This is a genomic window from Pseudomonas sp. Soil_N_39 (assembly GCF_057655955.1).
Map to the genome: position 1 here is coordinate 118,987 of NZ_JBDGLI010000009.1, position 13,542 is coordinate 132,528.

Below are 13,542 nucleotides of genomic sequence, written 5' to 3' on the forward strand. Positions count from 1 at the left end.
AGGCTTACCTCTTGCTCTTGATGGCAGTGCCGAGCACTTGCAGGTAGGCCACCAGCGCGTCCATTTCGGTCTTGCCCTTGAGCGCGGCCACGCTGCCGGCGATGTCGTCGTCGGTGTACGGCACGCCGAGGGTGCGCATGGCGCGCAGCTTGCCCTCGGTGTGACTGCTGTCCACCGCCTGGGCCACCAACCACGGGTAGGCCGGCATTTTCGACTCGGGCACAACGTTGCGCGGGTTGTACAAGTGGGCGCGGTGCCAGTCGTCGGAGTAGCGTGCGCCGACCCGTGCCAGGTCCGGCCCGGTACGCTTGGAGCCCCACAGGAATGGGTGGTCCCAGACGCTTTCGCCAGCGACGGAGTAGTGGCCGTAGCGCTCGGTCTCGGCGCGGAACGGACGGATCATCTGCGAATGGCAGCCGACGCAGCCTTCACGGATGTAGATGTCGCGGCCCTCCAGTTGCAGGGCGGTGTAGGGCTTCATGCCGTCCACCGGCTTGTTGGTCACGTCCTGGAAGAACAGCGGCACGATCTGGGTCAGGCCGCCAATGCTCACGGCCAGGACCATCAACAGCATCAGCAGGCCGACGTTTTTTTCGATTGTTTCGTGTTTCATGGCGGACTCCTCAGGCCATCTGCGCGGCAGCGGCGGCTTCGGCAGGCTGGTAGGCCCGCACGGTGCGCCAGGTGTTGTAGGCCATCAGCAGCATGCCGAGAAGGAAGATCGACCCGCCCGCCAACCGCACGACGAAGCCTGGGTGGCTGGCCACCAGGGTTTCGACGAAGGAGTAGGTAAGCGTGCCGTCCTCGTTCACCGCACGCCACATCAGGCCCTGGGCGATACCGTTGACCCACATCGAGGCGATGTACAGCACCGTGCCGATGGTCGCGAGCCAGAAATGCGCGTTGATCAGGCCGATGCTGTGCATCTGTGGCCGACCGAAGACTTTCGGGATCATGTGGTACAGCGCCCCGATGGAAATCATCGCCACCCAGCCGAGCGCGCCGGCATGCACGTGGCCGATGGTCCAGTCGGTGTAGTGGGAGAGGGCGTTGACGGTCTTGATCGCCATCATCGGACCTTCGAAGGTCGACATGCCGTAGAACGCCAGGGACACCACCAAAAAGCGCAGGATCGGGTCGCTGCGCAATTTATGCCAGGCCCCCGACAGGGTCATCATGCCGTTGATCATGCCGCCCCAGCTGGGTGCCAGCAGGATCAGCGACATCACCATGCCCAGGGACTGCGCCCAGTCCGGCAGCGCGGTGTAGTGCAGGTGGTGCGGGCCGGCCCAGATGTACAGGGTGATCAGTGCCCAGAAGTGGACGATGGACAGGCGATAGGAATACACCGGACGTTCGGCCTGTTTCGGCACGAAGTAGTACATCATCCCCAGGAAACCTGCGGTGAGGAAAAAGCCTACGGCGTTGTGCCCGTACCACCATTGCACCATCGCATCCGTGGCCCCGGCGTACACCGAGTAGGATTTGGTGAAACTCACCGGCAGTTCCAGGTTGTTGACGATGTGCAGGATCGCCACGGTCAGGATGAACCCGCCGAAGAACCAGTTACCGACGTAGATGTGCTTGGTGTTGCGCTTGGCCACGGTGCCGAAGAACACGATGGCGTAGGCCACCCAGACGATGGTGATCAGGATGTCGATCGGCCATTCCAGTTCGGCGTATTCCTTGGAACTGGTGTAGCCCAGGGGCAGGCTGATGGCCGCCAGCAGGATCACCAGTTGCCAGCCCCAGAAGCAGAACGCGGCGATTTTCGGCGCAAACAGCTGGGTCTGGCAGGTGCGTTGCACCGAGTAGAACGAACTGGCGAACAGGGCGCAGCCGCCGAAAGCGAAGATCACTGCGTTGGTGTGCAGCGGGCGCAGGCGGCCGAAGCTGGTCCAGGGCAAATCGAAGTTGAGTTGTGGCCAGACCAATTGGGCGGCGAGAAAAACCCCGAGCCCCATGCCGACGATGCCCCACACCACCGTCATAATGGCGAATTGGCGGACCACCTTGTAGTTGTAGGCGGTACTGATAGAAGTGTTCATGGTTCCCCATCCACGGTTCAGCCGAAGTGAGCGCCTGCGCAAGGCAGTGCGGCGTTCTTCGCCTGGAGTTATAGGCAGACTAAAAGCGAGGCAAGCATGGACAAACAGCACAAGGCCAGTATTGACGGGGATCAATGGGCGCGGTGCGTCGCGCAACACGGCTGGCTGTGGACGGCCGCGCAGCCGGGCGCGGGCGCCACGCCTGCGACCTTGATTCTGGCCCATGGTGCCGGTGCGCCGATGGACAGCGGTTTCATGGAGGAAATAGCCACGCGCCTTGCTGCACGGGGCGTCAACGTATTGCGTTTCGAGTTTCCTTACATGGCCCAGCGGCGTCTGGATGGGGGGAAGCGCCCGCCCAACCCGGCACCTAAGCTGCTGGAATGCTGGCGTGAGGTGTACGCCACGGTGCGGCCTTATGTCGCTGGGCGGCTGGCCATTGGCGGCAAGTCCATGGGCGGGCGCATGGCGAGTTTGCTGGCCGATGAGTTGGGCGTCGATGCGCTGGTGTGCCTGGGCTATCCCTTCTATGCGGTGGGCAAGCCGGAGAAGCCGCGGGTCGAGCACTTGGCCGCATTGAAGACCCGAACCTTGATCGTCCAGGGCGAGCGCGATGCGTTGGGCAATCGGGAAGCGGTGCAGGGTTACAGCTTGTCACCGAGCATCGAGGTGTTGTGGTTGGTGGCGGGGGATCATGACCTCAAGCCGTTGAAGGCTTCGGGGTTCAGTCATGAGCAGCATCTGGAGGCGGCGGCGCAGGGGGTGTCCGGGTTCCTGTCTCAAGATTGATGGTGCCTGTCATGGCCTCATCGCGAGCAAGCTCGCTCCCACACTGGATTTGCGGCGTTGACCATCCCATGTGGGAGCGAGCTTGCTCGCGATAGCGGCCTGTCAGGCAATAAAAAACCCGGAAGCGTTCGCTGTCCGGGTTTTAGTTTTCCGACTGAAGTCAGCGGTTGAACCGCTCCACCAACGAATACTGCGTATTGGCCGTTCGGGTCAGTTCTTCGCTCAGCAACGCCGAGCTGTGAGCTTGCCCCGAGGTCTGGTCGGCCAGGTCCGAGATGTTGCTGATGTTGCGGCTGATCTCCTCGGCCACTGAGCTTTGTTCCTCGGTGGCGGCGGCGATCTGGGTGGTCATGTCGGTGATATGGGCCACCGCTTCGCTGATCCCCACCAGCGCCTGGTCCGCTTCCATGACCCGCGCCACGCCTTCTTCGGCCTGGCGGTGGCCGGCTTCCATGGTTTGCACGGCATTGGTAGCGGTTTGCTGGAGCTTGGCGATCAGGGCGTGGATCTGCCCAGTGGATTCGCTGGTGCGTTGTGCCAGTTGCCGCACTTCGTCGGCCACCACGGCAAAGCCACGACCCATTTCACCGGCACGGGCCGCTTCGATGGCGGCGTTGAGGGCCAACAGGTTGGTCTGGTCGGCGATACCTTTGATCACGTCGACTACACCACCGATCTCGTCGCTGTCCTGGGCCAGCTGGGTCACGGTTTGACCGGTCTCACCGACCACCACCGACAGTCGCTCGATGGCTTCGCGGGTTTCCCCGGCGATGTCGCGGCCGCGACTGGTCAGGCGATTGGCTTCCTGGGTGGCATCGGCAGTGCGCTGCACGTGGCTGGCGACTTCCTGGGTGGTTGCCGCCATCTGGTTGACGGCCGTGGCGACCTGTTCGGTTTCCACCCGTTGCCGCTCCAAGCCGCTGGAGCTGTCATGGGCCAAGGTGTTGGACTGGCGAGCCTGGTCGTTCAGGTGCTCGGCGGTGTCCTGCAGGCGCGTCAGGCAGGTTTTCAGGCGCGCTTGCTGGCTGAGGATCGACATCTCCAGGCGTGCCTGGACGCCACGGCTGTCGGTGTACATCCGGGCGATCAGCGGGTCGGAGGTGGTTTGCTCGGCCAGGCGCAGCAGACGCTTGATCCCGCGTTGCTGCCATTGCAGGCCCATCAGCCCCAAGGGCACGGACAACAGGGCGGCCAGGGCAAAGCCCCAGGATGAATTCAGAAACGCGCCGACGACGAAGCCCAGTTGGCTGACCAGGATGAACGGTAGCCAGTCCTGCAGGATCGGCACCCATTTGTCGCTGCCCGGAACCGCGGACTTGCCCTGGTTGATGCGTTGATACAGGGCTTCGGCACGGGCGATCTGCTCGGCGGAGGGCTTGACCCGCACCGATTCGTAGCCGACCACCTGATTGCCCTCGAACACGGGTGTGACATAGGCGTTGACCCAGTAATGGTCACCGCTCTTGCAGCGATTCTTGACGATGCCCATCCATGGCAAGCCTTGTTTCAGCGTGCCCCACATGTGCGCGAACACGGCGGATGGGACATCAGGGTGGCGCACGAGGTTGTGCGGCGCACGGATCAATTCTTCCTTCGAATACCCGCTGACCTCAACGAATGCATCGTTGCAGTAGGTGATGACACCCTTGGCGTCGGTGGTGGAAATCAATCGTTGCTGGGCCGGGAAGGTCCTTTCGCGCTGTGTGACGGGTTGGTTGTTACGCATGGTGTGTAGATCCGCAAGGCTTTGAAAGGTTGTCGGCGTTGTCAGGTTTTAGTTGAAGTTATTTTTGCCTGTCGCTATCACGCCAGCATCGGGTAGGTAAAGAGGGCGAAATGAAGCAGGTTGAGCAGGAAATGCGTGGCAATCGCCGCGCCAAGGCCGCCAAATCGATACGCCAGGCCGTAACCGGCCCCCGCCAGGCCCGACAGCAACACCCATTGCCAGCCGGCACCGGCATGCACCAGGCCGAACAGCAGCGAGGCCAGGAGCAGCGCCAGGTTGTCGCCCTGGGCCAAATGTTTGAAGCGCCGGCTCAAGCCCCCTTGAATGTAGCCACGAAACAGCGCTTCCTCCACGAGCGTTACCAATAAAAGATTATTAAGGATCCACACCCCGGCGTGATCCGGCCACTTCGGCGCCCACTGGATCATGCCCAGCAGCACGGCCCCGCCGAGGGCCAGCACGGCGCTCAACGTCAGGCCAAGGGCCGTGGCCTGGACCGACAGGCGCCATGAGCGTCGGCCGACGATCCAGGGGCAGGCCAGCAACAGCCAGAAGCCGATCAGCGGCTTGTCCTGGTTCAGGTACATGGCAAACGGCACGGCGTCATCGGTCAAGCGTTGCGGCGCGATTACCCGTCCGTTGAAAAAACCAGGCATCCAGTGCAGGGCCAGTGCCAGTGCCATGACCAGAAACAGGGCGTGCCCGAGAAACTGGCCAACCGGCGTTTGTTGCTGGCGAACCGCATACCCGGCGAACAGCAGCAGCGCGACCGAGATGAGCGCGGTCCAGGTCAACTGGCCATAGACCAGCGCCAGGCCGTAGCCTGTGGAAAGAAGGGCCAGGTGGAGCCAGGGTAAAGCGGGCATACAACATCCTTTTAGCGGGAAAACTCTGGGCGAGGGCGGCCGTCGGGTCTTCGACGCCACCGTGTCGCGCAAAGAGCACATTTGTGTCCATGCAGATTCATGCGCAGGAGGGGCAAGCAGTTGGCTGACGCGGTTGCGTGAGTGCCGGCGGGATTATAGGCGGGCTCATACAAAAACGGCGCCTGTTAAATAATGTGGGAGCGAGCTTGCTCGCGATAGGGGCTTGCCAGCCAATATTGATGTTGAGTGATCCACCGCTATCGCGAGCAAGCTCGCTCCCACAGGTATTTGCCTAGGCTCGTATTCGCCATCGAGGCGGTCTTTTCACGCGGCGATCAATTGTCGCAAGACATAATGAAGAATCCCACCGGCCTTGAAATACTCCACTTCATTCAAGGTATCGATCCGGCACAACACTTCGATTCGCTCCTGGCTGCCGTCCTCCCGGGTGATGACCAGGGGCAGGTTCATGCGCGGCGTCAGTTCGACGTCATTGAGTCCCAGGATGTCCAAGGTTTCCTTGCCTGTGAGGTTCAGGCGCTTGCGATTCTGGTCTAGCTTGAACTGCAGCGGCAGCACGCCCATGCCCACCAGGTTGGAGCGATGGATGCGCTCGAAGCTTTCGGCGATCACCGCTTTGACCCCCAGCAGGTTGGTGCCCTTGGCCGCCCAGTCCCGGCTCGACCCGGTGCCATACTCCTGGCCGGCGATCACCACCAGGGGCGTGCCCGTGGCCTGGTACAGCATGGCGGCATCGTATATCGGCATGCGTTCGCCGCTGGGGATGTAGATCGTGTTGCCGCCTTCCTCGCCGTCGAGCATTTCGTTGCGAATGCGGATATTGGCGAAGGTGCCGCGCATCATCACCTGGTGGTTACCACGTCTGGAGCCATAGGAGTTGAAGTCCCGTGGCTCCACGCCTTGTTCGCGCAGGTAGCGACCGGCCGGGCTGTCGGCCTTGATGTTGCCGGCCGGGGAGATGTGGTCGGTGGTCACCGAGTCTCCCAGCAGGGCCAGGACCCGGGCGCCCTCGACGTTCCTGACGGCCGGTGGCGGCCCGCCGATGTCGTCGAAGAACGGCGGGTGCTGGATGTAGGTCGAGTCATCCTGCCAGACGTAAGTCGCCGCTTGCGGCACTTCGATGGCCTGCCATTGCTCGTCACCGGCAAACACGGCGGCGTATTCCTTGTGGAACATGCTGGTGTTGACCTGAGCCACGGCGGCGGCCACTTCCTGGCTGCTGGGCCAGATGTCCCGCAGGTACACCGGCTTGCCGTCCCGGTCGTTGCCCAGCGGCTCGCTGCTAATGTCGATGCGCACCGTGCCGGCCAGGGCATAGGCAACCACCAGCGGCGGCGAGGCCAGCCAGTTGGTCTTCACCAGTGGATGCACCCGGCCTTCGAAGTTGCGGTTGCCCGACAATACCGAGGCCACGGTCAGGTCGGCTTTCTGGATGGCTTTTTCGATGGGGTCCGGCAACGGCCCGGAGTTGCCGATGCAGGTGGTGCAGCCATAGCCCACCAAGTCGAAACCGAGTTTATCCAGGTACTCGGTCAGGCCGGCCGCGTTGTAGTAGTCGGTGACCACCTTGGAGCCAGGCGCCAGGGAACTCTTGACCCAAGGCTTGCGGAGCAGGCCTTTTTCCACGGCTTTTTTCGCCAGCAGCCCGGCGGCCATCATCACGCTGGGGTTGGAGGTGTTGGTGCACGAGGTGATGGCGGCAATCACCACCGCGCCGTTTTTCAGGCGATGGGTGTGGCCTTCGTATTCGTACTCGGCTTCGCCCACCTGGTCGGCATTGCCCACCGCGACGCCACCGCCGCCTTCACTTTCCAGGCGACCTTCTTCTTTGCTGGTGGGTTTGACCTGCAACCCCAGGAAGTCGCTGAAAGCCTGGCCGACATTCGGCAGCGAGACCCGGTCCTGAGGGCGCTTGGGCCCGGCAAGGCTGGCCTCGACGCTGCCCATGTCCAATTCCAGCGTATCGGTGAACACCGGTTCCTGGCCGGGCAGGCGCCACAGGCCCTGGGCCTTGCAATAGGCCTCCACCAGTTTCACGGTTTCTGCCGGACGCCCGGACAGGCGCAGGTAATCCAAGGTCACGTCGTCCACCGGGAAGAACCCGCAGGTGGCGCCGTATTCCGGGGCCATGTTGGCGATGGTGGCGCGGTCGGCCAGGGGCAGGTCGGCCAGACCGTCGCCATAGAACTCGACGAATTTGCCCACCACCCCTTTCTTGCGCAGCATCTGCGTGACGGTCAGCACCAGGTCGGTGGCGGTGATGCCTTCGCGCAGCTTGCCGATGAGTTTGAAACCGATGACCTCGGGAATCAGCATCGACACCGGCTGGCCGAGCATCGCCGCTTCCGCTTCGATCCCGCCAACACCCCAGCCCAGTACGCCGAGGCCGTTGATCATGGTGGTGTGGGAGTCGGTGCCCACCAGGGTGTCAGGGAAGGCGTAGGTGCGGCCGTCCTCTTCTTTGGTCCACACGGTGCGGCCCAGGTATTCAAGGTTGACCTGGTGGCAGATGCCGGTGCCCGGCGGCACCACGCTGAAATTGGCGAAGGCGCTCTGGCCCCAACGCAGGAAGGCATAGCGTTCGCCGTTGCGCTGCATTTCGATGTCCACGTTCTGCTCGAACGCCTGGCTGCTGGCGAACTTGTCCACCATCACCGAATGGTCGATTACCAGGTCCACCGGCGACAACGGGTTGATCCGCTGGGGATCGCCGCCGGCCTTTTCCACGGCGGCGCGCATGGCGGCCAGATCGACCACGGCGGGGACGCCGGTGAAATCCTGCATCAGCACCCGTGCCGGGCGGTATTGAATCTCGCGGTCGGAGCGGCGCTCCTTGAGCCACCCGGCGAGGGCCTTGAGGTCGGCGCCGGTGACGGTTTTTTCATCTTCCCAGCGCAGCAGGTTTTCCAGCAGCACCTTCAAGGACATGGGCAGTTTGTCGAGGTCACCCAGGCTTCGGGCGGCATCCGGCAGGCTGAAGTAGTGGTAGGTCCTGGCGTCGACTTGCAGTGTTTTAAGGGTTTTCAGGCTATCGAGGGACGGCATTGAAATCACTCCTTTGAGTCCGCACGGCTACGGACTGAGGGGACGGACAGAGCCTTTAACCTAGCCCTGTTTTGAGCGTATGACTAATCACTGGACTCTATTGCAAGGTTCGCGGTTCCGAACTCCGCTATCATGCGGCGGTTTTCGTGACAGGCTTTGCTACGGAGTTTCAATGAACACGCTTTTTATGCACTGCCGGCCGGGCTTCGAAGGCGAGGTCTGTTCCGAGATCGCCGAACACGCCGCACGCCTCAACGTGGCCGGCTACGCCAAGGCCAAACCGGCCAGTGCCTGCGCCGAATTTGTCTGTACTGAAGAGGATGGCGCCGAGCGGCTGATGCGTGGGCAGCGTTTTGCCGAGCTGATTTTTCCGCGCCAGTGGGCCCGTGGCACGTTCATCGAGTTACCGGAAACCGACCGTATCAGCGTCATCCTGGCTCACATGACGGCATTCCCAGCTTGCGGCAGCCTGTGGCTGGAAGTGGTCGATACCAACGACGGCAAGGAACTGTCGAACTTCTGCAAGAAATTCGAAGGCCCGCTGCGCAAGGCGCTGAGCGGGGCCGGCAAGCTGGTGGACGATCCGCGCAAGCCGCGTCTGCTGCTGACGTTCAAGAGTGGCCGTGAAGTGTTCCTGGGCCTGGCGGACGCGGATAATTCGGCGATGTGGCCGATGGGCATCCCGCGTCTGAAGTTTCCCCGGGAAGCGCCGAGTCGCTCCACACTCAAGCTCGAAGAAGCCTGGCACCATTTCATCCCCCGGGACCAGTGGGACGAGCGCCTGCACAGCGACATGACCGGCGTGGACCTCGGTGCCGCGCCAGGCGGCTGGACCTGGCAACTGGTCAACCGGGGCATGTTGGTGACGGCCATCGACAACGGCCCGATGGCCGAAAGCCTGATGGACACTGGTCTGGTGCAGCACCTGATGGCGGACGGCTTCACGTTCAAGCCCAAGCAGCCGGTGGACTGGATGGTCTGCGACATCGTCGAAAAGCCCGCGCGCAACGCGGCGATGCTGGAAGAGTGGATTGGCGAGGGCCATTGCCGCGAAGCCGTGGTCAACCTCAAGCTGCCGATGAAACAGCGTTATGCCGAGGTCAAACGCCTGCTCGAACGCATCGCCGAGGGGTTCAAGGCCCGGGGCATCAAGGTCGAGATCGGTTGCAAGCAGCTGTACCACGACCGCGAGGAAGTGACGTGCCACCTGCGGCGGCTCGATACCAAAAAGCCCCGTGGGAGCAAAGCTTGCTCGCGATGAACGGTGACACGGTCTGGGGACTGAGGTGCCTGCATCGCGGGCAAGCCTTGCTCCCACAGTTTTGCTCTTACATGTCTGCTATTCCACAGTTTGGCTTTCACATGTTTGCGATTCCACAGGCTTTGCTCTCACCCGACATTGCGCGACAATGCCGGCCAGTTTCAGGAGTAGAACATGAGTGAAATGAACGACACGCCGGTCGACGGCACGCTGGATGCCACGGGCCTCAATTGCCCGGAACCGGTGATGATGCTGCACCAGCACATCCGTGACCTGGCCCCCGGCGGCCTGCTGAAAGTCATCGCCACCGACCCCTCGACTCGCCGCGATATCCCCAAGTTTTGCGTGTTCCTGGATCACGAACTGGTGGCCCAGCAGGAAGAGGCGGGCACCTACCTCTACTGGATTCGCAAGAAGCTCGCTTAATCCATCGAGCGGCTGAGGCGGATCTGCTTGCGCGCGCTGCGTGTCAGACGGATCGACAACATCAGCGCCGCGCAGCTCAAGCCCACGATCAAGCCTTGCCACAATCCGCTCGGGCCGCTGGCCGCGCCGAGCCAGTCGGTCAGGCCCAGGGCGTAACCCACCGGCAGGCCGATCCCCCAGTAGGCGAACAGGGTCAGGATCATCGTCACCCGGGTGTCCTGGTAGCCGCGCAATGCGCCTGCCGCCGTGACCTGGATCGCATCGGAAAACTGGAACAATGCCGCGTAGACGATCAGCATCGACGCCACTTCGATCACCACCGGATCGGCGGTATAGATCGCCGCGATAGGCCCGCGCAGCGCGAACATCAGGCTTGCCGAGAGGCAGGCGTAGGCCAGGGCCGTGCCCATGCCCACGCCAGCGGCGAAGCGCGCTTCGCGAGGCTGACGACGGCCCAGGGCCTGGCCGACCCGTACCGTGACGGCCATGCCCAGGGAATAGGGGATCATGAACACCAGGGAGCTGAAGTTCAGCGCGATCTGGTGCCCGGCCACCACCGTGGCACCGAGGCTGCCGATCAACAGGGCGATCACCGCGAAAATACTCGACTCGGCGAACACCGCGATGCCAATCGGCAAGCCGATGCCCAGCAGGCGCTTGATGACCGCCCATTGCGGCCAGTCGAAACGGCTGAACAACCGACTCGATTGATAGACCGGTGCCCACAGCGCCCAACCGGCCATGCCCAGGGCCATGACCCACATCACGATCGCCGTGGCCCAGCCGCAACCGACGCCGCCCATGGCGGGCACGCCCAAGTGTCCGTAGATGAAGATGTAATTGAGCGGAATGTTCAGCGCCAGCCCGCACAACCCCAGCACCATCGCCGGTCGCGTGCGACCCAGGCCGTCGCTGAAGCAGCGCAGCACGTGATACAGCGCCACGGCCGGCAGGCCTGTGCCGATGCCCCGCAGGTACTCCATGCACGGGCCGATCAATTCGGGATCGACTTTCATGATGTGCAGGATCGGCTCGGCGCTGAACAGTGCCAGTGTCGCGATCAACCCCACAACCAGCGCCAGCCACAGCGCCTGGCGCACCAGCGGCCCGATCTCGTCGAACGTGCCGGCACCGAAGCGCTGGGCAACTTTTGGCGTGGTCGCCAGCAACGTGCCGGTCATCAACAGGAACACCGGTACCCAGATCGAGTTGCCCAGGGCCACGGCCGCCAAGTCCCGTGGGCCGACCCGACCGGCCATCACCGCGTCGACAAAGCCCATGGCGGTGGTTGCCAGTTGCGCGACCATGATCGGTAGGGCCAGGGCCAGCAAGTTTTTGAGTTCCAGACGAACCCGGGCCGGGCGGGAGAGGGCGGTGGAGGTGTCGATGACAGGATTCACAGGGCAAGCGTCCGAAAAGGTTAAGCGCAAGGCGGCGAATTCTACGCTTTGACGCAGTGGTCAGGAAAAAACCTGTGTTGTGGATTTGTAATCGCTTTCTCAGTTTTCGAGCACTTGTGGGAGCAAGGCTTGCCCGCGATAAAGCTGATGTGGTCTCCCGAGGAACCGAGGCGCCTGCATCGCGAGCAAGCTTTGCTCCCACATAAATCCCTCGCCACAACATCATTCGCTCCGGGTAATGCACAGGCCCAACGGAACGCCTACACTGCCCCTCCCGCCAAAGGAGCTCTGCCATGCTGATCGTCGCCGACGAAAACATCCCCTTGCTTGATGCGTTTTTCCAAGGATTTGGCGAAATCCGCCGGGTACCGGGCCGAGGGATTGACCGGACGATGGTCGAGCGCGCCGATGTGTTGCTGGTGCGTTCGGTCAGTCAGGTCAATCGGGCCCTGCTGGAAGGCAGCCAGGTGCGCTTCGTCGGCACTTGCACCATCGGTACCGACCACCTGGACCTGGATTATCTTGCCGAGGCGGGGATCCGCTGGGCCAGCGCACCCGGCTGTAATGCCCGCGGCGTGGTGGACTATGTGCTGGGCAGCCTGATGACCCTGGCAGAAATAGAAGGTGCGGCGCTGGCGCAGCGGACCTTCGGCGTGGTTGGCGCGGGCCAGGTGGGCGGGCGGTTGATCGAGGTGCTCAAGGGGCTGGGCTGGACCGTGAAGGTCTGCGACCCGCCGCGTCAGGCTGCCGAGGGCGGCGACTATGTGAGCCTGGAGCAGATCATCGAGCAGTGCGATGTGATCAGCCTGCACACCCCGTTGACCCGCGACGGTGAACAACCGACCTGGCACTTGTTCGACGAAGCGCGCCTGAACCAGCTCAAGCCCGGGACTTGGCTGATCAATGCGGCCCGAGGGCCGGTGATCGATAACGCCGCGCTGCGCGAGGTGTTGCTGGAGCGCGAAGACCTGCAAGCGGTGCTGGATGTCTGGGAGCAGGAGCCTACCGTGGATGTGGACCTGGCCGATTTGTGCGTGATCGCCACCCCGCACATTGCCGGTTACAGCCTCGATGGCCGCCAGCGTGGCACGGCCCAGATCTACCAGGCCTTGTGCGCGTTCCTGGAGCGGCCGGTTGAAGTCAGCCTCAGCGACCTGTTGCCTCGGCCCTGGCTGGGTGGCATCACCCTGGACGCCGAAACCGACCCGGCTTGGGCCTTGGCGGCGCTGTGCCGGAGCGTGTACGACCCCCGTGGCGACGACGCGAATTTGCGTCGTAGCCTGGTGGGCACCGTCGACGAGCAACGCCGCGCGTTCGATGCCTTGCGCAAGCATTACCCGCCACGGCGGGAAATCGACAGTTTGAAGGTGCGTATCGAAGGGCAGTCGGCGGTCTTGCAACAGATTGTCACGGCGTTGGGCGCCACCACCCTTTAATTGTGGAGCGCTGTTGTGGCGAGGGAGCTTGCTCCCGCTCGGCTGCGAAGCAGCCGCCAGCTTTTTGGGCCTGCTGCGCAGTCCAGCGGGAGCAAGCTCCCTCGCCACAAGAGCCTTGGCATAAGAGCTCTTGTCACAATAGCCAGGCCATGTGGGCCTGCAAAATCAGCCGGCATAAAAAACCCGACATCAAGGTCGGGTTCAATCGAGACGGGCTGTGTCACTGTTGTTCGGCAGGCTTGACCAGTCGTTTTTCCAGCTCGCTGCAGGCTTTGCGGATCATGTCTTCGGTGATCGGTACTTCGCGCCCTTGTTCATCGATGAACGAGCAGCCCAGAGACTGGTCCGGTTGCGTGCGGATTACTTGAATCTTGTCGTCGCTGCTGTGTTGCAAGGACATGGCCTGTCTCCTCATCAGGTTGTATGTCTACTTTAATGTCGCCAGGTGACCGAGCCATGACACTCCTTGTAGGTTCATGGCGACACCTCCACTCAATCAGAAACACAGTCGCGTTTCCAGCCAG

At 62.6% G+C, this 13,542-nt stretch carries 11 protein-coding genes; 4 read left to right on the forward strand and 7 right to left on the reverse strand.

Annotated elements, in window-relative coordinates:
- Positions 1–4 precede the first annotated feature (4 nt).
- Both ccoO and ccoN read right to left on the reverse strand, forming a co-directional pair.
- A complete protein-coding gene (gene ccoO, locus AC3A5O_RS15125) occupies positions 5–613 on the reverse strand; it encodes a cytochrome-c oxidase, cbb3-type subunit II (protein WP_122567925.1) in 609 nt (202 codons plus the stop codon).
- A 10-nt stretch (positions 614–623) separates the two neighbouring features.
- Positions 624–2,048 (reverse strand): cytochrome-c oxidase, cbb3-type subunit I, encoded by a 1,425-nt coding sequence (gene ccoN / locus AC3A5O_RS15130; protein WP_003199614.1) that lies wholly within the window; start codon positions 2,046–2,048, stop codon positions 624–626.
- A gap of 96 nt (positions 2,049–2,144) precedes the next feature.
- Between ccoN and AC3A5O_RS15135 the strand changes: the two genes are divergently transcribed.
- Positions 2,145–2,837 carry an alpha/beta family hydrolase gene (locus AC3A5O_RS15135; RefSeq protein WP_122567926.1) on the forward strand — a complete coding sequence of 231 codons (693 nt, stop codon included), beginning with the start codon at positions 2,145–2,147 and terminating at the stop codon, positions 2,835–2,837.
- A 160-nt stretch (positions 2,838–2,997) separates the two neighbouring features.
- Here AC3A5O_RS15135 and AC3A5O_RS15140 read toward each other — a convergent pair whose 3' ends face one another.
- From AC3A5O_RS15140 to acnA, 3 genes are all read right to left on the reverse strand, one after another.
- Entirely contained in the window at positions 2,998–4,563 is a 1,566-nt protein-coding gene (locus AC3A5O_RS15140; protein WP_122567927.1) for a methyl-accepting chemotaxis protein, read from the reverse strand.
- A gap of 77 nt (positions 4,564–4,640) precedes the next feature.
- On the reverse strand, positions 4,641–5,429 hold the full coding sequence (locus AC3A5O_RS15145) for a CPBP family intramembrane glutamic endopeptidase (RefSeq protein WP_305470363.1): 789 nt from the start codon (positions 5,427–5,429) through the stop codon (positions 4,641–4,643).
- Positions 5,430–5,753: 324 nt separating this feature from the next.
- On the reverse strand, positions 5,754–8,495 hold the full coding sequence (acnA, locus tag AC3A5O_RS15150; protein WP_122567930.1) for an aconitate hydratase AcnA: 2,742 nt from the start codon (positions 8,493–8,495) through the stop codon (positions 5,754–5,756).
- 172 nt (positions 8,496–8,667) lie between these two features.
- Between acnA and rlmM the strand changes: the two genes are divergently transcribed.
- Positions 8,668–9,756: a 23S rRNA (cytidine(2498)-2'-O)-methyltransferase RlmM gene (gene rlmM, locus AC3A5O_RS15155; RefSeq protein ID WP_305470364.1), complete on the forward strand. Its 1,089-nt coding sequence runs from the start codon at positions 8,668–8,670 to the stop codon at positions 9,754–9,756.
- 174 nt (positions 9,757–9,930) lie between these two features.
- Positions 9,931–10,182, forward strand: coding sequence for a sulfurtransferase TusA (gene tusA, locus AC3A5O_RS15160; protein ID WP_003183455.1), 252 nt, complete (start codon positions 9,931–9,933; stop codon positions 10,180–10,182).
- Here the strand turns inward: tusA and AC3A5O_RS15165 are convergent.
- Positions 10,179–11,582 carry an MATE family efflux transporter gene (locus AC3A5O_RS15165; protein WP_305470365.1) on the reverse strand — a complete coding sequence of 468 codons (1,404 nt, stop codon included), beginning with the start codon at positions 11,580–11,582 and terminating at the stop codon, positions 10,179–10,181. The genes tusA and AC3A5O_RS15165 overlap by 4 nt on opposite strands.
- A gap of 293 nt (positions 11,583–11,875) precedes the next feature.
- On the opposite strand from AC3A5O_RS15165, the gene pdxB reads away from it, so the two are divergent.
- The gene (pdxB, locus tag AC3A5O_RS15170; RefSeq protein ID WP_305470366.1) at positions 11,876–13,018 is read left to right on the forward strand and encodes a 4-phosphoerythronate dehydrogenase PdxB; all 1,143 of its coding nucleotides are present in this window, start codon (positions 11,876–11,878) and stop codon (positions 13,016–13,018) included.
- A 220-nt stretch (positions 13,019–13,238) separates the two neighbouring features.
- Here pdxB and AC3A5O_RS15175 read toward each other — a convergent pair whose 3' ends face one another.
- The gene (locus AC3A5O_RS15175; RefSeq protein WP_122567934.1) at positions 13,239–13,418 is read right to left on the reverse strand and encodes a PA1571 family protein; all 180 of its coding nucleotides are present in this window, start codon (positions 13,416–13,418) and stop codon (positions 13,239–13,241) included.
- Positions 13,419–13,542: the final 124 nt, after the last annotated feature.